Source organism: Microbacterium sp. SORGH_AS_0421, assembly GCF_030818635.1.
Taxonomy (GTDB): Bacteria; Actinomycetota; Actinomycetes; order Actinomycetales; family Microbacteriaceae; genus Microbacterium.
In genome coordinates, this window is the sequence record NZ_JAUTAO010000001.1 from 3322538 (window position 1) to 3342848 (window position 20311).

Genomic DNA, 20311 nt, shown 5'->3' on the forward strand with positions numbered 1-20311 from the left:
TCGTCCCTCGCCCTCGTCGTTCCCCGCGGCGCCGGCAGATCGCGCGAAGCCCCTTCTCTTCACCGTGTTGTCACGCACGGAAATCGTCGGGAAATGTTCAGCCGCGACAGTAACAGAACACGGCACCGGCCGTGAGATCGGGAGAATCGCATGACGACCGTGCGCGCAGCCATCACGCAGACCACGTGGACCGGCGACAAGGAATCGATGCTCGACAAGCACGAGCAGTTCGCTCGCGATGCGGCGGCGGCGGGTGCCGAGGTCGTGTGCTTCCAGGAGCTCTTCTACGGCCCCTACTTCGGCATCACGCAGGATCAGAAGTATTACCGCTACGCCGAGCCGATCGACGGTCCCCTCGTGCAGCGATTCGCGGCACTCGCGAAAGAGCTCGGACTCGTCAGCGTGCTGCCGATCTACGAAGAGGCCCAGACCGGCGTCTACTACAACACCTCGGTGCTCGTCGACGCGGATGGGACGGTGCTCGGCAGCTACCGCAAGAACCACATCCCGCACCTCGAGAAGTTCTGGGAGAAGTTCTACTTCCGTCCGGGCAACCTCGGTTATCCCGTTTTCGACACCGCGGTCGGCAAGGTCGGCATGTACATCTGCTACGACCGCCACTTCCCCGAGGGCTGGCGCGAGCTCGGCCTGAACGGGGCGCACATGGTGTTCAACCCCAACGCCACCAAGCCCGGCCTGTCGAACCGCCTCTGGGAGGTCGAGGGTCCGTGTGCGGCCGTGGCGAACGGCTACTTCGTCCTCCAGCCCAACCGCGTCGGCCGCGAGGACAACGAGTACGGCGACGAAGCCGTCACCTTCTACGGCACGAGCCAGGTCATCGACCCGCGCGGCAACCACGTCGGAGCGGTCGGCTCCTCCGAGCACGAGGAGGTGCTCATCCGCGACCTCGACATGGACCTCGTGCAGCAGATGCGCGACGACTGGCAGTTCTACCGCGACCGCCGCCCCGACACCTACGGCGAGATCGTGGAGGCCTGAGATGGCGACCACCCTGGTCACGGGCGGCACCGTCGTGTCGGCGACCGGTCGCAGCGCCGCCGACGTGCTGATCGACGGCGAGACGATCGCCGCCGTGCTCGCGCCGGGCTCGACCCTGCTGGGCCACGACCCCGCGGCATCCGTCGACACCGTCATCGATGCGACGGGCAAGTACGTGATTCCGGGCGGCATCGATGCGCACACGCACATGCAGCTGCCCTTCGGCGGCACCAGTGCGTCGGACACCTTCGAGACCGGCACCCGCGCCGCGGCATGGGGTGGAACGACGACGATCGTCGACTTCGCCATCCAGCGCACCGGCGAGCGCGTCCAAGACGGCCTCGCCCACTGGCACGAACTCGCCGCGGGCAACTGCGCGATCGACTACGGCTTCCACCAGATCGTGGGAGGGGTGGATGCCGACTCCCTCGCCGCCCTGCCCGGGTTGATCGACGAGGGCATCTCGAGCTTCAAGATGTTCATGGCGTACCCGGGCGTGTTCTACGCCGACGACGCGCAGATCCTGCGCGCGATGCAGGTCGCCGCCGACACCGGCCTGCTGACGATGATGCACGCCGAGAACGGCCCCGTCATCGATGTGCTCGCCGAGCAGCTGATCGAGAAGAACAAGACCTCGCCGTACTTCCACGGCGTCGCGCGTGCCTGGCAGATGGAGGAAGAGGCCACGCACCGCGCGATCATGCTGTCGAACCTCACCGGCGCCCCCCTGTACGTCGTACACGTCAGCGCCAAGCAGGCCGTCGAGCAGCTCGCCTGGGCCCGCGACAACGGACAGAACGTGTTCGGCGAGACGTGCCCGCAGTACCTCTACCTCTCTCTCGAGGACCAGCTCGGCGCCTCGAGCGAGGAGTGGGGCGACTTCGAGGGCGCGAAGTGGGTGTGCTCGACGCCGCTGCGCTCGAAGCACGAGGGCCACCAGCACCACATGTGGCAGGCGCTGCGCACCAACGACATCCAGATGGTCTCCACCGACCACTGCCCCTTCTGCATGAAGGACCAGAAGACGCTCGGCCAGGGCGACTTCCGCGCGATCCCCAACGGCATCGGCTCGGTCGAACACCGCTTGGACCTCATGTATCAGGGCGTCGTGACCGGGCAGATCACGCTCGAGCGCTGGGTCGAGCTGACCAGCACGACGCCGGCGCGCATGTTCGGCATGTACGGCAGGAAGGGCGTCATCGCCCCCGATGCCGACGCCGACATCGTCGTCTACGACCCGGCCGGCCATACCTCGATCGGCGTGGGCAAGACCCACCACATGAACATGGACCACTCCGCGTGGGAGGGCTACGAGATCGACGGGCACGTCGACACCGTCATCTCGCGCGGCAAGGTCGTCGTCGACGACGGCGCATACATCGGCGCGAAGGGCGACGGGCGCTTCGTCAAACGCGGCCTGAGCCAGTACCTGGTCTGAGAGGAGAACCCATGGATTTCGGCGTCGTCCTGCAGACGAACCCTCCCGCCGCCCGCGTCGTCCAGCTCTCGCAGCTGGCGGAGGCGCACGGCTTCAGCCACGTCTGGACCTTCGACTCGCACCTGCTGTGGGAAGAGCCCTACGTCGTGCACTCGGCGATCCTCGCCGCCACCCGCCGCATCACGGTCGGTCCGTTCGTGACGAACCCCGCCACCCGCGACTGGACGGTCACGGCATCCACCTTCGCCACCCTCAACGAGATGTACGGCAACCGGACCATCTGCGGGATCGGTCGCGGAGACTCCGCCGTGCGCGTGACGAACGGGCGGCCCACGACCCTGAAGGCGCTGCGCGAGTCGGTGCACGTCATCCGGGAGCTCGGCAACTCCCGCGCGGTGGAGTACAACGGCGCGACGTTGCAGTTCCCCTGGAGTCGCGGGTCGAAGCTCGACGTGTGGGTCGCGGCCTACGGCCCCCTCGCCCTCAAGCTCACCGGCGAGGTGGCCGACGGGTTCATCCTGCAGCTGGCCGATCTCGACATCGCCGAATGGATGATCGCCACCGTCCGCCGCGCTGCCGAGGAAGCCGGGCGCAACCCCGACGACATCGCGTTCTGCGTCGCCGCTCCGATGTACATCGGCGACGACACCCCCGAGGCTCGCGCGCACATGATCGAGCAGTGCCGGTGGTTCGGCGGGATGGTCGGCAATCACGTGGCCGACATCGTGTCGAAGTACGGCGGCGACTCCGACGTGCCGGCAGCCCTCACCGACTACATCGCCGGACGCACCGGGTACGACTACAACTCGCACGGCAAGAGTCACAACGACCACGTCGACTTCGTGCCCGACGAGATCGTCGAGCGCTTCTGCGTGCTCGGCACCGCCGAGGAGCACATCGCCAAGCTCGAGAAGCTGCGTGCCCTGGGAGTCACCCAGTTCGCGGGCTACCTGCAGCACGACAACAAGGAGGAGACGATGCGGGTCTACGGCGAGACCGTCATCCCCGCTCTCACTCCCCCGGTGACGGCGAAGCGGTGACCGATCAGGCGGTGGCACCCGGGACCGCGGCGGCGGTCGCCTCTGAGGAGCGGATGCCGCGCGGCATCCCCTCCTCCCGGGGGCGCGCCACCGCGATCCGCGTGAGCTGGGGCGTGGCCGGTGTCGCCGCGGTCATCGCCGTGTGGGAGCTGTCCAAGCTGCTCGGCCCCGCGGACGGCGTCACGGCGGGCGGCGACGGGTCGGCCGGGTCGGGCGTCATTCTGCTCCCCCGCACGCACGACCGCGCCATGCCGCACGTCTGGGAGATGGTGACGCGGATGTTCGCGCCCACCAGCGGTGGCGACACCCCACCGCTGATCGTCTCGGTCGCCGCGGCCGCGGGCATGACGCTGGGTCTCGCGGCGCTCGGTTGGCTCATCGGCGTGATCGTCGGATCGCTGCTGGGGGTGGCGATGCAACGCTGGCGCCTCGTCGAGGCGGGGCTCCTCCCCTGGATCGTCGTCAGTCAGATCGTGCCGCTCATCGCCTTCGCACCGGTGGTCAACGCCATCGGGACACAGGTCGACCGATCCGGCTTCCCGTGGCCGCCGTGGTTCTCGGTCGCGCTCATCGCGTCGTATCTGGCGTTCTTCCCCGTCGCGATCGGCATGCTGCGGGGCCTGTCAGCTCCCGATGCGATGCACCTCGACCTCATGCGCGCGAACTCCGCCGGGTGGTGGCAGACGCTCGTACGCCTGCGCCTGCCTTCCGCCGTGCCGCACCTGCTGCCTGCCCTGCGCCTCGCGGCAGCCTCGGCGGTGGTCGGGGCTGTCGTGGCGGAGGTCTCGATCGGCCTGCGCGGCGGCATCGGGCGCATGCTCATCCAGCTCGCGGGTCAGGCCTCGTCCGACCCGGCCGCCCCCTGGGCGCCCACCTTCGGCACCGTCGTGATGGGACTCGTCGCGGCCTTCGGCGTGACCCTCATCGGTGTCGCCCTTCATCGTTTCCGTCGCGGGGAGGACACCGCATGACCACCGCCACCTCTATCGGACCTCGCCGTCCGGGCCTCGGGCATCGGCAAGACCTTCGCGACGGCCGGTGGGGAGGTCATCGCGCTGACCGGCGTGGAACTCGACGTCGCCGCCGGCGAGTTCGTCTCGCTCATCGGCCCCTCGGGCTGCGGCAAATCGACGCTCCTGCGGCTCATCGCCGATCTCGATTCCCCCAGCGTCGGCGAGCTCACGCTCTACGGCAAGACCGCGCACCAGGCGCGGCTCGACCAGGATTACGGCATCGCCTTTCAGCAGGCGGCTCTGCTGCCGTGGCTGACGGTCGCGGCGAACATCGCCCTGCCGCTCGACCTGCACAAGTGGGCGAAGACGCGCCGCGACGCACGGGTAGCCGAACTCGCGGAGCTCGTCGGTCTCACCGACTTCGTCGACCGCTACCCCGACCAGCTCTCCGGCGGCATGCAGCAGCGCGTCGCGATCGCCCGCTCCCTCGCCGCACAGCCCCGCCTGCTGCTGATGGACGAACCATTCGGTGCGCTCGACGAGATGACCCGTGAACGCCTGCAGTCCGAGCTCGCCCGCATCGCGGCCGACACCGGCGCCGCCGTCGTGTTCGTCACGCACTCCATCCCCGAGGCGGTGTTCCTCTCGGACCGGGTCGTGGTGATGAGCCCTCGCCCGGGCCGCATCACCGACGTGATCGACACGCGCCCCGGTCGCCCGCGTGATGAGGCCCTCCGTGAGTCACCCGAGTTCTTCGCCCGCGTCACGGCCGTCCGCGAGGCGCTGCACGGCGCCCCCGTCCAGCGGGCGAACGAGCGATGAGCGGGATGCGGGATGCCGTGTCATCCGTCGCCGCGGAGCGCTCCGACGTATCCGTCGCTCTCGGGGGTACCCGATGAACGCCGTCCGGCTCCCGGTCTGGGCCCGGTTCGCGGCCCCCGTCGTCGTGGGGATCGCCGGCCTCCTCGCCTGGTACGCGTTCGTCGCCTCCGGCAACGCGCCGCGCATGCTGCCCGCCCCGTTCGCCGTCGCGGCGGAGTTCGTCGGGCGCGCCCCACTCGTGTGGGAGGCTGCCGGCATCACCGGCACGAATGCTCTCGTGGGTCTGCTCGCCGGAACCGTCATCGCGGTGCTGCTCGCCGCCCTCGCCGCGACCTGGCGTCCTGTCGACGGCATGACCGCCCCGCTCGTCGCCGCGCTGGCGGTGGTGCCGATCGTCGCCCTCACCCCCATCCTCAACACGATGTTCGGCGCGTCGAGCCAGTTCGGCCGCCAAGCGGTCGCCGGCATCGCCGCCTTCGTCCCGGTGTTCGTCAACACCCTCCGGGGTCTCCGGCAGACACGCCCGGTGCAGCGCGACCTGTTCCGGGCCACCGCCGCCACCGGCGGACAGACGTTCCTGCGGCTCACGCTGCCCACCGCGCTGCCGTACCTGCTCACGGGCGTGCGGGTCGCGGCATCCCTCGCCGTCATCTCCGCCCTGGTCGCGGAGTACTTCGGCGGGCCCGCCGACGGTATCGGCACCGCGATCGCCACGTACGCCAAGTCGGGACGCGCGGCCCTCGCCTGGGCGTTCGTGGGCGGCGGCATCGCGATCGGGCTGCTCTTCTTCCTGCTCACCGCCCTGCTCGAACGGATCGTCGCCCGGCGCCTCGGCGCGCTGCGCCCGTAGACACTCACCGCCTGCTCCACCCGAACTGCTCCACCAGAACCGGAAGGACCACCCATGAGACACAGCACCCGTCGCGCTCTCGGCGCGATCGCGGGAGTCGCCGTCGCGGCCCTCGCTCTCTCCGCCTGCTCGGGCGGAGGATCGACGCCATCGTCGTCCGGCGCCGACTTCACGCCCCTCACGTCGGTGAAATTGCAGCTGCAGTGGCTCCCGCAGGCGCAGTTCGCCGGCTACTACGTCGCCCTCGACAAGGGCTACTTCCAAGAGGAGGGCTTCGACGACGTCGAGGTGCTTCCCTCGGGCGGCGACATCGTACCGCAGGACGCCCTCGTCGCCGGCGACGTCGACTTCGCCGTCGCGTGGGTGCCGAAGGTGCTCGGAACGCTCGAGAACCAGGGCGTCGAGCTCACCGACATCGCACAGGTGTTCCAGAAGTCGGGCACGACCCAGGTGTCGTGGAAGGACTCCAACATCACCAGCGTCGACGACTTCGAGGGCAAGCGCATCGGCTCGTGGGGCTTCGGCAACGAGTGGGAGATCTTCGCCGCGATGGCCGACAAGGGCCTCGACGCCTCGACGGTGAAGATCACCACGCAGGACTTCTCGATGAACGCCCTGCTCGATAAGGACGTGGATGCCGCGCAGGCGATGACCTACAACGAGCTCGCGCAGCTGCTCGAGACGGTCAACCCCGCCACCGGCAAGCTCTACACGATGGACGACATCAACGTGATCTCGTACGAGGACACCGCCGGCGCCATGCTGCAGGACGCGATCTGGGCCGACACGAAGCGCCTGGCCGACGACCCCGCGTACGCGGACGCGGCCAAGCGCTTCCTCAAGGCGGTCGTGAAGGGGTGGGTGTTCGCGCGCGACAACCCCGCCGAGGCCGCAGACATCACGTACAAGGCCGCGACCGCTCCGGGCGTCAACGCCTTCCCGGTGGGGCCGACCCATCAGCTCTGGCAGATGAACGAGGTCAACAAGCTCATCTGGACCGGTGGGGAGTTCGGCATGATCGACTCCGCGGCGTGGGACAAGACGGTGCAGGGCGCGCTCAAGGCCGTCAACCAGGACGGGCTGAACCTCATCACCACCGAGCCGGCCGAGTCCGCACACTCGAACGAGTACATCGAGGCGGCGCTGAGCGAGCTGAAGGACGAGGGGGTCGCCGTCGGCGGCAGCTACACCCCGATCGAGGTGACGCTCACCGAGGGCGGCAAGTAATCGTCCACCGGGTGGGGCGGTCGATTCTCCGGCCGCTCCACCCCTCGACTGCCCTGACCGCGAGTCCGCGTGGTTGACTACCGTGATGACGCCGCAGCCCCCCACCCGGCACGCTCGACGTGATCCCTCCTCGACCTGGCGCCGCGGAGCGAAGCTCGTCGCGATCGCCGTCACCGTCGTGCTCGTCGCGGCGGTCGCTGTGGGCGGCTTCTACGCCTTCTCGCTGTCGCAGCGGCTGCAAGAAGCCGCTGTACCCCTGAAGGACGCACCGGCCGAGCCGCCCGCGCTGAGCGCGTACAACGAGCCGTTCTCGGTGCTGGTCGTCGGCACGGACGAGTGCGACGACCAGGTCAAGGCCGCGTTCGGCGCCCGCTGCTCGGACCCCGGCAACGAGGGCACGCGCAACGACGTCAACATGCTCGTGCACGTGTCGGCCAATCCCCGTCGCGTCACGGTCGTGTCCTTCCCGCGCGACCTGCAGATCGGCATCCCGGAGTGCACGAACCCCGACGGGACGGTCTCGAACGCCTCGTACAAGGCGCCGATCAACTCCGCGTACGAGGCGGGCGGGCTCACGTGCGTGGCCGACACCGTGTCCGAGCTGAGCGGGCAGAGCATCCCGTTCGCGGCGAAGGTGAGTTTCGGCAACGTCGTGAACATCACGGACGCCATCGGCGGCGTGGAGGTCTGCATCGGTGGCGACGGCATCGACGATCCCGACGCGGGCATCGACTGGGAGCCCGGCCCGCGGGTGGTCAAGGGCTACGACGCCCTGGCCTTCCTGCGCACACGCAAGGGCATCGGAGACGGCAGCGACCTCGCCCGCATCGGCAACCAGCAGCAGTACCTGTCTCGCCTCATCAACAAGCTCCGCAGCGACGAGGTGCTCTCCAACCCCGGAACGCTCATCGGCCTGGCCAACACCGCGGTGAACAACATCGAGCCGAGCGAGAGCCTCGCCGACCCGATCCGCATCGCGCAACTCGCGTACACGCTGAAGGACGTCCCGTTCTCGGACATCACCTTCGTGCAGTTCCCCGTGGTCGACGACCCCGCCGACAACAACCACGTCATCCCCGACCAGGCATCGGCGGCGACGCTGTGGGAGGCGCTGGAGACCAACGCTCCCCTGCAGCTGACCGGCCAGGAAGGCGCGAACGGCGGCGTCATCGCCGACCCGTCCGCTCCCACCGCCGCGCCGAGCGAGCCCGCCCCCGAGGCGAGCACCCCCGCCCCGGATGCCACGGACGCCAGCGCCGCGCCGGGCGTGGTGGAACTGCCGAGCAACGTCAGCGGCACCAAGGCGAACCAGGCGACGTGCTCGGCCGGCAACGGCTGATCGAGGCCATCGGGTCGCGGTCAAGTCCCGGGAACCGTCCAGAGTCGTCGGGGAGCATTGCTGGGTGAAAACCGCCACGCGCTCGACCGCCCTCTTGCTGCTCGCGGCCCTGGCCCTCACCTCATGTGCCCCGGCCGCGGCCCCCGCGCCGTCGGCATCCCCCTCCCCCACCGCGACTCCCACGCCCACGCCGACCGCCACTCCCGACCCCCTCGCGGGAATGAGCCTCGCCGACAAGGTCGGTCAGATGTTCATGGTCGGCACCTCGGTCGAGGGCGCCAACCCCACGACCCTCGCGGCCGTGCGCGACGACCACGTCGGCGGGATCTTCCTGCACGGACGGTCAGATGCCGGCACCCAGGCCACCGCGGGACTCATCGGGCAGTTCACCTCCACCGTCGGCGCGGGCGCCCCGGAGCTGTGGGTCGCCACCGACCAGGAGGGCGGCACCGTCCAGGTGCTGAAGGGCCCGGGTTTCGACCGCATCCCCTCGGCCATCGAGCAGGCCACCCAGACCGACGCGGCGCTGCGCTCGTCGGCCGCGACCTGGGGCGCGCAGCTCGCTCAGGCCGGGGTGAACATGAACCTCGCGCCCGTCGCCGACATCGTCACCAGCCCGGAGTTTGCGGCATCCAATCCTCCGATCGGCGCGCTCGCGCGCGAGTACGGCTACGACCAGGCGGCGGTCGCGACGAAGGCCGGGGCGTTCGCCGCCGGGATGCGCGACGGCGGTGTGATGCCGACGCTCAAGCACTTCCCAGGCCTCGGCCACGTCGACGAGAACACCGACACGCGCACGGGCGTGACCGACGACACGGTCACCGCGGACGGCGCCGATGTGGGCGTGTACGAGAGTGTGCTGCCGCAGGGCGACGCCATCGTCATGATGTCGACCGCCATCTACGCCCAGATCGACCCGAACGCACCCGCCGCGTTCTCAGCCGCGGTGGTGAACGTGCTGCGCGACCGCGTCGGTTTCGACGGGGTGATCACGGTCGACGACCTCTCGGCCGCCCGGCAGGTGCAGCCCTGGTCTCCGGCCGACCGCGCGACGCTCGCCGTCGACGCCGGTGTCGACCTGCTGCTCGTGTCGGCCGACCCGTCGGTCTACCCCGAGATGCACCAGGCCGTGCTGGCGCGCGCCGAGAGCGACCCCGCGTTCGCCGTGAAAGTGGATGCCGCGGCTCGACGGATCGTGGAGCAGAAGGCGTCGATGCCGTAGGGCCGCGATAAGCTGAAAGGCTGTGTCTGTCGAACCCGTCATCGTCTACCCGCCCGAGCTGCCCGTCAGCGCCGCGCGGGATGAGATCGCGCGCGCCATCCGCGACCACCAGGTCGTGATCGTCGCCGGGGCCACCGGCTCGGGAAAGACGACGCAGCTGCCCAAGATCTGCCTCGAGCTGGGCCGCACCTCCATCGCGCACACGCAGCCGCGCCGCATCGCCGCGCGAACGATCGCCGAGCGCATCGCCCACGAGATGCAGGTGCCGCTGGGCTCGACCGTCGGGTATAAGGTGCGCTTCACCGACAAGGTGTCGGCCGATACGCGCGTGGCGCTGGTGACCGACGGCATCCTGCTCAACGAGATCCACCGCGACCGGCTGCTGCGCCGCTACGACACGATCATCGTCGACGAGGCGCACGAGCGCTCGCTCAACATCGACTTCCTGCTCGGCTACCTCCGCCGCATCCTGCCCAAGCGCCCCGACCTCAAGGTCATCGTCACCTCGGCGACCATCGACCCCGAGAGCTTCGCGCGACACTTCGCCGCGGCCCCCGCCGAGCCCGGCGGCGAGCCGGTTCCGGCACCGGTGATCGAGGTGTCGGGCCGGACGTACCCGGTCGAGATCCGGTATCGGCCGGTCGACGGCGCGGACGACGCGGGCGAAACTCCTGAGGATTCGGATGTGGACGGCGCCGAACCCCCCTCATCCCGAGGTCGCGCGGTCGCAGGGCCCTCGAAAGTCAGGAGTTCGGCACGACCCGCGGCCAAGACCCGGCGCGATGCCGACGACGCCGACGAGGTCGGAGCCGTCGTCGCCGCCCTGCGCGAGCTCGACCGCGAGCCCGCGGGCGACGTGCTCGTCTTCTTCCCCGGCGAGGCCGAGATCCGAGACGCGGCGGACGCCATCCGCGGGGCCTACCAGAAGGACGCCGCGCCCACCGAGGTGCTCCCCCTCTACGGGCGGCTGTCCGCCGCCGAACAGCACCGCGTGTTCGAGCGGTCCACCGTCGCGGGCGTGCGTCGACGCATCATCCTCGCCACGAACGTCGCCGAGACCAGCCTCACCGTCCCCGGCATCCGGTACGTCGTCGATACCGGGACCGCGCGCATCTCGCGCTACAGCAACCGCTCGAAGATCCAGCGCCTGCCAATCGAGGCCGTCTCGCAGGCCTCGGCGCAGCAGCGCTCTGGTCGCGCGGGCCGCACCTCACCGGGCATCGCGATCCGGCTGTACTCCGAAGACGATTTCGCACGTCGTCCCGAGTACACCGAGCCCGAGATCCTGCGCACCTCGCTGGCATCCGTCATCCTGCAGATGCTCTCGCTCGGATTCGGCGACATCCAGGCGTTCCCGTTCCTGACGCCGCCGGACTCGCGGGGCGTGAAGGCGGCGTTCGACCTGCTCGTGGAGCTCGGCGCGGTGAAGCTGCCGGCGCCGGGGTCGCGCGGGGCCGACACCTCGCGCGACCGCGATGTGCGCAGCGACGGCGACCCGTCGCGCGGACGCGGCGGGCGGGACAACGCCCGCGGGCGCCGTGACGACGACGGTCCCCGCCTCACCGAGATCGGCCGCGAGATCGCGCGCCTGCCGATCGACCCGCGGTTCGCTCGCATGCTCGTCGAGGCGCGGCGAAACGACGTGCAGTCCGAGGTGCTGGCGATCGTGTCGGGCATGTCGATCCAGGACGTACGCGAGCGTCCGGAGGACCGCCGCGAGGAGGCCGACCGCTTCCACGCGCGCTTCACCGACCCCACCAGCGACTTCCTCTCCCTGCTCAACCTGTGGGAGTACCTCCAGGAGAAGCAGTCCGAGCTCGGCTCGAGCGCCTTCCGGCGGCTGTGCCGCAGCGAGCACCTCAACTACGTGCGGGTCCGCGAGTGGGTCGACGTGCACCGGCAGCTGCGATCGCTGGGCGGCGAGCGCGGGTCGGGCGAGGCGCGCGGCGAGGGCGGGCGCGGCGACGGTGGGCGTGGGCGCGGTTCGGGGAGCCATGTCCCACTTGGGGCTGATTCAGCCCCCTCCAGGCCGCACAGATCGGGACGCGGCTCACTCATATCGGAACGCGGTTCGACACGCGCCGACCAGGGCGACGGCCCGGAGGGCCACGCCGCCGGCGATGCCATCCATCGCGCGATCCTGTCCGGGTTGCTGTCGCACCTCGGCATCCTGGATCCGCGAACGATGGCCCAGACGAAGGACCGCAAGGCTCCCGGCGACGCCCGCCCCACGAAGGGCGAATACATCGGCGCGCGCGGCGCGCGGTTCGCGATCTTCCCGGGCTCGGGCCTGAAGAAGAAGCGTCCCTCCGCGGTCATGGCCGCCGAGCTCGTCGAGACCTCGCGCCTGTTCGCCCGCACGGTCGCCGCCGTCGACCCGGCCTGGGCGGAAGACCTCGCCCCCGACCTCGTCAAGCGGTCGCTGAGCGAGCCGCACTGGTCGAAGGATGCCGGCTCCGCCGCCGCCTACGAGAAGGTCACTCTCTTCGGGGTGGAGCTCGTCGGCCGTCGCCGCGTGCAGCTCGCCCGCTTCGACCGCCCGCTCGCGCGTGAGATGTTCGTGCGACACGCGCTGGTGGAGGGCGAGTGGGACCCCTCGGTGCTCGACAAGCGCCTCACGGCGTTCCTCCGCCGCAATCAGGAGCAGCGCCGCCTGCTCGAGAAGATCGAGGAGCGCGAGAGGCGCCGCGACATCCTGATCGGCGACGAAGCGGTTTTCGCGTTCTACAACGCGCGGATCCCCGCCGACGTCACCGACGTGCGCTCGTTCGAGGCCTGGTGGAAGGATGCCGCCGACCGCACACCTCACCTCCTCGACCTTCGCGAGTCCGATCTCACCGGCGACCGGGCCCAGGGCGATGACCGTGCTTTCCCGGCGCGGTGGCGTCAAGGAGACCAGACGCTCAACCTCGCCTACCGCTTCGAGCCCGGGGCGCCCGACGACGGTGTGACGGTCGTCGTCCCGCTGCCGCTGCTCGCGCAGCTGCGACCCGACGGCTTCGACTGGCAGGTGCCGGGCATGCGCGACGAGCTCGTCACCGCGCTGCTGCGCGCGCTTCCCAAGGCCATCCGCCGCAACGTCGTCCCCGCCGCCGACTGGGCGGAGAAGTTCTCGGCCGAACTCGCCGAGAAGGGCCCCGAGCACGCAAACGGCCTGCCGAAGACGACGCTCGTCGACGCGCTCGCCGCCCTCGTGCAGCGCGTCGCGAACCAGCGGGTCAGCGCCGCCGACTTCGAGCTCGAGCGCGTGCCCGGTCACCTCATGCCCTCGTTCCGCGCGGTCGACGCTCGCGGACGCGCCATCGGGAGCGACCGCGACCTCGCGACCCTGCAACGCCGCCTCGCCGACCGCGCACGCTCGAGCGTCGAGTCGGCCGTGACGCGCGAGCGCCCCGCCGCCCGGTCGGCGGCGAAGGTCGCCGAGGCCTCGCCGGCGTTCGCGTCGCGCTCGAAGCTCACCAGCTGGGACTTCGACGAGCTCACCGAGGTCGTCGACACCCCCGTCGCCGGTGGCGTGGTCCGCGGGTACCCGGCGCTCGTCGACGAGGGCGACAGCGTCGCCCTGCGCGTCGAGGCGACACCCGAAGACGCCGCGCGACACACCCGTGCCGGAATCCGCCGCCTGATGCTGCTCGCCGTCCCCTCCCCCGCCACGTACGTTCTCGACCACCTCACCGCGAACGAGAAGCTCGCGCTCGCGGCCTCGCCGTATCAGAACGCCAAGGCGCTGATCGAAGACGCGCGCGTCGCCCTGGCCGATGACGTGCTGCTGCGAGAGAGCACGAGCGGCGTCGTCCGGACGAAGGCGGAGTTCGAGCGGGTGCGCGATGCGTATTCGTCCGTCTCCGTCGAGCGCACCTTCCAGACCGTGTCTCTCGCGGCCAAGGTCCTGCTCGCGCAGCGCGAGGTGGACCGCGCGATGAAGGACGCCTCGTCGATCACCCTGCTCGGTGCGCTGAACGACGTGCGCGGCCAGGTGAAGGGGCTGATCTTCCCCGGTTTCCTCTCCCGCACCGGCCTCGCGCGACTGCAGCACCTGCCGCGCTACCTCGCGGGAGCGCTCGAACGGGTGAAGACCCTGTCGGACAACCCCGGCCGCGACCGCCAACGCATGACCGAATACGAGCGCGCCGCCGCGGGCTTCGTGGATGCCGGAGGGACGATGCCCCTCCCCGCGGACGCCCCCGCGCACCTCGTGCAGACACGGTGGTTGCTCGAGGAACTGCGCGTGAGCCTGTTCGCTCAGCGCCTCGGCACGGCCGAGCCCGTGTCGCCGCAGCGCATCGCGAAGGCGCTGAAGGGCGGGTGAGTCGCCGGGGCTCGCCCCTGCCGAGACCCACGGCTGGCGACGGACGCACAGACCTAGACTCGACGGATGCCGATGTCGGACTACGTGCGCTCAATCCGGGCGCGGATCGGATCAGACCTGCTCCTGCTGCCCGGGGTCACGGCAGTGATCCGCGACGGCGACCGGTTCCTGCTCGCGCGAGATCGCCACGGCGGCTCCTGGAGCCTGATCGGCGGCGGGGTGGAACCCGGGGAGGAGCCCTCTGAGGCGCTCCTGCGCGAAGTGCACGAAGAGACGGGCGCGTCGGTCCGGATCCGCGGCATCGTCGGCGTCTACGGCGGAGAACCGATGATGGTCACCTATCCGAACGGCGACCGCGTCGGGTACGTCATGACCGCGTACGACTGCGAACTGCTCGGCGACGCCGTCGCCGACGGCGAGGAGCTTCTCGAAATCCGGTGGTTCGAGCGCGAGGCGATCACGGCTCTGGAACGCCGCGTCTGGATCGATCGCGTGATCGCCGACGTCTCGCCGCGATGAGCGAGGCCGTGGTGGTTCGGCGCGCCCGAGCGGACGATGCCGATGCGATCGCCGCGCTGCACGTGCGGTCTCGGTCGGCTTACTACGGCGACGCGCTCTCGGCGGAGGATTCGGGGCACGACCGGCGCCCGATGTGGCGGCGCCTCGTCACGGAGCAGGGCGTTGTCGTTCTGTGCGCGGTCGAAGACGAGGTCGTCATCGCCTTCTGCTGCCTGCGTCAGCCTGCCGAGGCGAAAGAAGTGGAGCTGCAGAGCCTGTACGTGGAGCCTGCGCGGTTCGGGACCGGTGTCGCCGACACCCTGTACGCGTCTTTCGTTGCGGAGTCCCGGGGGCGTGCCGCCCATCTCGAGGTCTGGGACCGCAACGAACGCGCCAAAGCCTTCTATCGCCGGCGCGGTTGGCTGCCCAGCGATCAGACCCGCCCCGGTCCCGCCGGCGCGCCCTTCGTGACGTGGAGACTGGTGCCTCGCGCACACGCCGAGTGACGCGCCTCAGGCGCGAAGCAGCGCCTCACGCGCTCAAGGATCGAGCCCCGTCGTCAGGCGGTACCCGCTCGCTACGGCGCGGAGATGACCGGCCTCCGTCCCTGGCAGTTTTCCGGTGAGATATGGCCGCCGACCGGGCCTTCTCGCGAGGCGTGGCGGGGTTATCGTCAGATCAGCAGCGCGCCTCACGGAACGACGATGGGGTGCGCCGCGGAAACGCCAGGAGAGTCCTCTCCGTGCTCCACCGCGACGTCATTCTCGTCCCCTCTGAAACCCGCGCCCTACATCGCACACCCCGGCGAAAGAAGAAAACGATGATCACGATCCACCTTCGCTACCAGATCGACGCGGCAGCGATCGACGCGTTCATCGAGTACGCCGAGAGATGGATGGAGATCGTTCCTCGGTTCGGCGGCGTCCACCACGGGTACTTCCTGCCCGCGGAAGGCGATAGCGACGAGGCCTTCGCGCTGTTCTCGTTCCCGTCTTTGGCGGAGTACGAACGATATCGGGAAGCATCACTCGTCGACCCGGACAGCGTCGCGGCCTACGACCTCGCCCAGCGCACGCGTTGCATCGTGCGATACGAGCGACGGATCCAACGGCCCCTGCTCCCCCGAACCTGAGGCGCAGCGAATCCTTGGAAATGACCCGGGTCCGGCCGCGACCCACAGGATCGAAAGCGCGTCGGCGACTCACACGCCGAGCGACGCACCCCAGTCACGCAGCAGCGCCTCGAGCGCGCGACGCTGCTCGGCGTCGAGGCCCGCGAGCAGACGCTGCTCGTTCGCCATGTGGGCGGTGAAGGCCTCGTCGATCACGCGGCGTCCGGCCGGTGTCAGCCGGATGACCCGCGCGCGCCCGTCGTCGGCGTCGCCATCGCGCACCACGAGACCGGATGCCAGGAGTCGATCGACGCGCTTGGTCACCGCCCCGCTGGTCACCATCGTGTGGCGCGCGAGTTCGCCGGGGGCCGCGGCGAAGGGCTCCCCCGCGCGGCGGAGAGCGGCGAGGATGTCGAACTCCCCCTCGCCGAGACCGTAGCGGCGGTAGACGGCGAGTAGCTCGTCGCGCAGGTGGTCGGCGAGACGGTGCAGGCGTCCGATCACCTGCATCGGTGAGACGTCGATGTCGGGGCGTTCGGCGTGCCATTGCGCCGTGAGGGTGTCGACGCGGTCGGTCGTCGGGGTCATGGCACCCATTCTATCTTCCGCGGAAAGTACAATATCTTCCATGGAAGCAAAATGGCGCATCCTCGCCGTCACTGCCGTCGCGCCGATCGCCTGGGGTGCGACGTACGTCGTCACGCGGCACCTCCTGCCGGCCGATGCACCGCTGTGGGGGGCTGCCCTGCGCGCCCTGCCGGCGGGCCTGTTGCTGTGGGCGCTCGCGAGACGTCGGCCCCGCGGGGCATGGTGGTGGAAAGCGCCCGTGCTCGGGATGCTGAACTTCGGCGCGTTCTTCGTGCTCGTCTACGTCGCGGCGCAGCTGCTGCTGTCGTCGATCGCCGCCTCGATCATGGCCCTCGCCCCGCTGGCCCTCGCCGGACTCGCGTGGCCCCTGCTCGCCCAGCGCCCCACGGCGCGCTGGGCCGTCGGCGCAGCCCTCGGCCTCGCGGGGGTCGCTCTCGTGGTCGGCCTCGGTACCGGAGCCGTTCCGCTCGCGGGGGTCGTGGCATCCGCCGTCGCCCTTCTGGCGTCGTCGCTGGGTGCGATCCTCACGACCCGCTGGAAAGACGACACGCCCCTTCTGGCGACCACGTCGTGGCAGCTGACCGCGGGTGGTCTCGCCCTGGTCGCCGTCGCCCTGACGGTCGAAGGTGCTCCTCCGACGGTGGATGCCACGGGCCTCGCCGCGTACGTCGGGATCGCGGTGATCGCGACGGCGCTGGCATTCGTGTGCTGGTTCACGGGACTCCGACATCTGCCCGCGGGCGCCGTGGGACTCATCGGTCTGCTGAACCCGGTGACCGGGGTGCTGCTCGGTGTGGCCGTCGGCGGCGAGTCGCTCGCGCCGCCGCAGGTGCTCGGCATCGTGCTCGTGCTCGTCGCGATCGCCGTGTCGAGCCGGACGCGGGGCCGGAACCTGCCGCCCCAGGGCGAGAGGTCCGACCCTGCGCAACGGCGCTACGACCGCAGCGACACCTGACCCAGCGTCGCTTCGACGTCGACGACCGCGGTCGCCGAGTTCGAGGTGCGCAGGCCGTTGTCGACCCGGCCGAGGCCGCTGTCAGTCGTGACGTTGTACTCGTCGTCCGGCAGGGTGATGTCGGCGGATCCGGCTGTGACCGTGACCTTCGTGCGAGCGGGGGCATCGCCCTTCAACGTCGTGGCGAGGCTGCCTCCCGCGACCTCGAGCGTGGCGTCCCCGACGCCGGTGAGCGTGCCCGAGGCCGCGCCGCCCGAGACGGAGACGGAGAGCGTGCGCACGTCTCCGGCGAGATCCACGTCGCCCCCGGCGAGCTGCACGGAGAGGGAGGTGAAGTCGGCGTCGAGCCTGAGGGCGCCACCGGCGACCTCGATGCGCGCGTCGAGGTTCGTCGTGGTCGACAACCGCGGCAGGAGCAGGGTCGCGGAACCGGCGGGGTTCGACCACCCGACGACGTTCGTCCGCGGAGAGCTCACCCGCAGCGTGGTGCCGTCGCGTTCGAACGTCCAGTCGCCCGTCCCACCCCCGTCGACGTCGAGCTGCGCCTCCGACACGTCGCCGTAGGCGATCGTGAGCGAGCCGCCGGCCACGTCGACATCGAGCGCGGTGAGTCCGGTCGTCGAGGTCTCGCTCGCGGCGTACGCGGGCCCGTTGTCGCGCAGGGTGGCCGCCGCGCTCACTCCCGCCGAGACGACCGCCCCCGCGAGGACGCACGTTCCGACGACGATCGTGGCGAGCGAGACGAAGAAGGGCGTTCCGTGCCGCGGGCCCGGGTTCGACGCGGTCGAGGGTGAGTGCGAGGTCATGAGGTCGCTCCGGTGTGATCGTGGCCCAGGTGCACGAGGGCGGCGATGACGCGGCGGTTGCCGGTCTCGTCCTGCTCGAGGCCGAGCTTGGTGAAGATGGCGGTGATGTACTTCTCGACGCTCGCCTCGGACACGAAGAGGGCCTGCGCGATGGCTTGGTTCGAGCGGCCTTCGGCGATGAGGGCGAGCACCGATCGCTCGCGCTCGGTGAGTAGCTGCAGTCGCTCGTCGCGACGGCGCCGGGCCAGCAGTTGCCCGACCACCTCGGGGTCGAGCACGGTCGCTCCCCCGGCGATGCGGGCGACCGTGTCGAGGAAGTCGCGCACGTCGGCGACCCGGTCCTTCAGCAGGTACCCGAGCGAGCCCTGCCCGTCGGCGATGAGATCGCTGGCGTACTGCTCCTCGACGTACTGCGACAGGACCAGGACGGACAGCCCCGGATGCCGGGACCTCAGCGCGATCGCCGCGCGGATGCCCTCGTCGGTCCAGGTCGGCGGGAGCCGCACGTCGAGGATGCAGAGGTCGGGGGTGGTCTCCGCGACCGCGGCCTCGAGACCGTCGGCATCCGGGAGCGACGAGACGACCTCGTGGCCGTCGTCGGCGAGGAGGCGGACGAGCCCCTCGCGCAGCAGGACCGAGTCCTCGCAGATCAGGATGCGCACGGGATGCTCGCCTCCACCGTGGTCGGACCGCCCTGGGGGCTGTCGATGCGCGCGGTGCCGCCGGCCGCGGTGACGCGGTTGACGATCCCGTCCAGGCCGCCGCCGGGCGCGATCCGGGCGCCGCCCAGGCCGTCGTCTTCGACCCGTGCCCAGAGCGTCGCGTCGTCGCGCAGGCGCACGTGGACACGGCATCCGGTCGCACGGGAGTGCTTCGCCGCATTCGTCAGCGCCTCGGCGATCACGAAATACACCGCGGCCTCGGCCGGGCGGGAGCACCGGTGCGGCAGACGCACATCGAGAGTGACCGGGATGTGGGACCGCGAAGCGAGGGCCGAGAGAGCGGCGTCGAGACCGCGATCGTCCAGGACGGAGGCGTGGATGCCGCGGGCGAGCTGGCGCAGCTCGGTGATGGCCGACTTGGTCGAGGCATGGGCTTCGGCGATGAGGGCTTTCGCGGCCTCGGGGTCGTCGTCGATCTTGGTCTGCGCGAGGCCCAGGGTCATGCCGATCGAGACGAGCCGCGGCTGGACGCCGTCGTGCAGATCGCGTTCGATGCGCGTGCGCTCGACCTCGGCGGCGCGGACGGCCCCGGCGCGCCGGGTGTCGGAGGCACGCGCCTGCTCCTCGAGCTGCACCTCACGAGAGGGCACGAGGATCGCTCGGGAGATGAGACCGTGCAGCACGGCGAGACCGACCATCGCGGCGAGCGAGGCGACGAAGACGAGCAGGCCCACGAGGGGCGCAGCGATCCCGTAAAGCGGGAGCAGTCCGAGCAGGTTGATGTCCGACCAGCCGAAGAGGGGACTCACCGTCACCGCGAGACCCCAGGCCGTGAAGCCCACGACCCCGAGCGTGCTGACTCCGAGGATCGTCGCGATGGTGAACGAAGCGACGGCACGCCACTGGCCCGGATCGATCGCCTGCAGCCAGATGGTGTGCAGGACGCCGACGAAGCCCGGGCGTGCGCTCCGACGCGGGCGCAGAACGGGAAGCCCGAGACCGTACAGGCCGTCGAGGCGGACCCGCTCGAACCACGCGATCGCGAAGAGCACGTAGACGAGAGCGACGAGGGCGATCACACCGATCAACAGGGCTGCGAGGAGACCGACCCCGGCGCCGAACAAGCCGAACACGGCGCCCAAGACGCCCGGCCCGATGACGCCGAGCGCGGCGAGGTGGGCCACCGCCCCGGCGATGCGACCCGGCGAGGCGATCCGCACGCGCGCGGCGAGGGGCTGATCCGCCCCGGCCGCGGGGGCGGTCTCTGCGCTCGCGGGCGTCGGCGGAGGAGGCGGGAGGACGGATGCCGTGGTCATGGGTTCCACGCTAGAGGGGGGCCCGCGCGGGCACCGCCCGGTCAGCCCCCGCGCGTTTTCGGGTTATCCCGAACGCGCGTGAGCGGTCAGTTCTTGTCGCCGAGCGCGAGCGTCGGCGACAAGAACTGGCCCCTCACGCGCCGGACGCACGAACGCCCCGCCGCACGAGGCGACGG

General features: G+C 70.5%; 18 protein-coding genes. 14 read left to right on the forward strand and 4 right to left on the reverse strand.

Annotated elements, in window-relative coordinates:
* Positions 1 to 150: 150 nt before the first annotated feature.
* The 13 genes from QE416_RS15865 to QE416_RS15925 all read left to right on the forward strand — a co-directional run bounded on the left by QE416_RS15865 (position 151) and on the right by QE416_RS15925 (position 15829).
* On the forward strand, positions 151 to 999 hold the full coding sequence (locus tag QE416_RS15865; RefSeq protein ID WP_307317635.1) for a nitrilase-related carbon-nitrogen hydrolase: 849 nt from the start codon (positions 151 to 153) through the stop codon (positions 997 to 999).
* A gap of 1 nt (position 1000) precedes the next feature.
* On the forward strand, positions 1001 to 2437 hold the full coding sequence (gene hydA, locus QE416_RS15870; RefSeq protein WP_307317638.1) for a dihydropyrimidinase: 1437 nt from the start codon (positions 1001 to 1003) through the stop codon (positions 2435 to 2437).
* An 11-nt stretch (positions 2438 to 2448) separates the two neighbouring features.
* The gene (locus tag QE416_RS15875) at positions 2449 to 3477 is read left to right on the forward strand and encodes a TIGR03842 family LLM class F420-dependent oxidoreductase (protein ID WP_210074024.1); all 1029 of its coding nucleotides are present in this window, start codon (positions 2449 to 2451) and stop codon (positions 3475 to 3477) included.
* Positions 3474 to 4448 carry an ABC transporter permease gene (locus tag QE416_RS15880; protein WP_307317642.1) on the forward strand — a complete coding sequence of 325 codons (975 nt, stop codon included), beginning with the start codon at positions 3474 to 3476 and terminating at the stop codon, positions 4446 to 4448. Before QE416_RS15875 ends, QE416_RS15880 begins: the two co-directional genes overlap by 4 nt.
* A 42-nt stretch (positions 4449 to 4490) precedes the next feature.
* Entirely contained in the window at positions 4491 to 5252 is a 762-nt protein-coding gene (locus QE416_RS15885) for an ABC transporter ATP-binding protein (protein WP_307317984.1), read from the forward strand.
* A 73-nt stretch (positions 5253 to 5325) separates the two neighbouring features.
* Positions 5326 to 6102, forward strand: a complete 777-nt coding sequence (locus tag QE416_RS15890) for an ABC transporter permease (protein ID WP_307317644.1) — start codon at positions 5326 to 5328, stop codon at positions 6100 to 6102.
* A 54-nt stretch (positions 6103 to 6156) separates the two neighbouring features.
* Positions 6157 to 7329: an ABC transporter substrate-binding protein gene (locus tag QE416_RS15895; RefSeq protein ID WP_307317646.1), complete on the forward strand. Its 1173-nt coding sequence runs from the start codon at positions 6157 to 6159 to the stop codon at positions 7327 to 7329.
* Positions 7330 to 7414: 85 nt separating this feature from the next.
* Positions 7415 to 8668 (forward strand): LCP family protein, encoded by a 1254-nt coding sequence (locus QE416_RS15900; protein ID WP_307317647.1) that lies wholly within the window; start codon positions 7415 to 7417, stop codon positions 8666 to 8668.
* Positions 8669 to 8732: 64 nt separating this feature from the next.
* A complete protein-coding gene (locus tag QE416_RS15905) occupies positions 8733 to 9890 on the forward strand; it encodes a glycoside hydrolase family 3 N-terminal domain-containing protein (RefSeq protein WP_307317648.1) in 1158 nt (385 codons plus the stop codon).
* Between the two features lie 22 nt (positions 9891 to 9912).
* Positions 9913 to 14199, forward strand: a complete 4287-nt coding sequence (locus tag QE416_RS15910) for a DUF3418 domain-containing protein (protein WP_307317649.1) — start codon at positions 9913 to 9915, stop codon at positions 14197 to 14199.
* A 66-nt stretch (positions 14200 to 14265) separates the two neighbouring features.
* Complete coding sequence (locus tag QE416_RS15915; RefSeq protein ID WP_307317651.1) at positions 14266 to 14718, forward strand: NUDIX domain-containing protein; 453 nt, start codon at positions 14266 to 14268, stop codon at positions 14716 to 14718.
* Positions 14715 to 15203, forward strand: a complete 489-nt coding sequence (locus QE416_RS15920) for an N-acetyltransferase (RefSeq protein WP_307317653.1) — start codon at positions 14715 to 14717, stop codon at positions 15201 to 15203. The genes QE416_RS15915 and QE416_RS15920 overlap by 4 nt, the downstream gene beginning before the upstream one ends.
* A 314-nt stretch (positions 15204 to 15517) precedes the next feature.
* A complete protein-coding gene (locus tag QE416_RS15925) occupies positions 15518 to 15829 on the forward strand; it encodes an NIPSNAP family protein (RefSeq protein WP_210074005.1) in 312 nt (103 codons plus the stop codon).
* Positions 15830 to 15898: 69 nt separating this feature from the next.
* On the opposite strand, the gene QE416_RS15930 is transcribed toward QE416_RS15925, so the two are convergent.
* Positions 15899 to 16396 carry a MarR family winged helix-turn-helix transcriptional regulator gene (locus tag QE416_RS15930; RefSeq protein ID WP_307317655.1) on the reverse strand — a complete coding sequence of 166 codons (498 nt, stop codon included), beginning with the start codon at positions 16394 to 16396 and terminating at the stop codon, positions 15899 to 15901.
* 40 nt (positions 16397 to 16436) lie between these two features.
* Here QE416_RS15930 and QE416_RS15935 point away from each other — a divergent pair, with 40 nt between their 5' ends.
* On the forward strand, positions 16437 to 17351 hold the full coding sequence (locus QE416_RS15935; protein ID WP_307317656.1) for an EamA family transporter: 915 nt from the start codon (positions 16437 to 16439) through the stop codon (positions 17349 to 17351).
* On the opposite strand, the gene QE416_RS15940 is transcribed toward QE416_RS15935, so the two are convergent.
* The 3 genes from QE416_RS15940 to QE416_RS15950 are packed head-to-tail and all read right to left on the reverse strand — an operon-like array spanning position 17330 to position 20135.
* The gene (locus tag QE416_RS15940; protein ID WP_307317658.1) at positions 17330 to 18157 is read right to left on the reverse strand and encodes a hypothetical protein; all 828 of its coding nucleotides are present in this window, start codon (positions 18155 to 18157) and stop codon (positions 17330 to 17332) included. The genes QE416_RS15935 and QE416_RS15940 overlap by 22 nt on opposite strands.
* Positions 18154 to 18819 carry a response regulator transcription factor gene (locus tag QE416_RS15945; protein ID WP_307317660.1) on the reverse strand — a complete coding sequence of 222 codons (666 nt, stop codon included), beginning with the start codon at positions 18817 to 18819 and terminating at the stop codon, positions 18154 to 18156. The genes QE416_RS15940 and QE416_RS15945 overlap by 4 nt, the downstream gene beginning before the upstream one ends.
* The gene (locus QE416_RS15950; protein WP_307317662.1) at positions 18807 to 20135 is read right to left on the reverse strand and encodes a sensor histidine kinase; all 1329 of its coding nucleotides are present in this window, start codon (positions 20133 to 20135) and stop codon (positions 18807 to 18809) included. The genes QE416_RS15945 and QE416_RS15950 overlap by 13 nt, the downstream gene beginning before the upstream one ends.
* Positions 20136 to 20311: the final 176 nt, after the last annotated feature.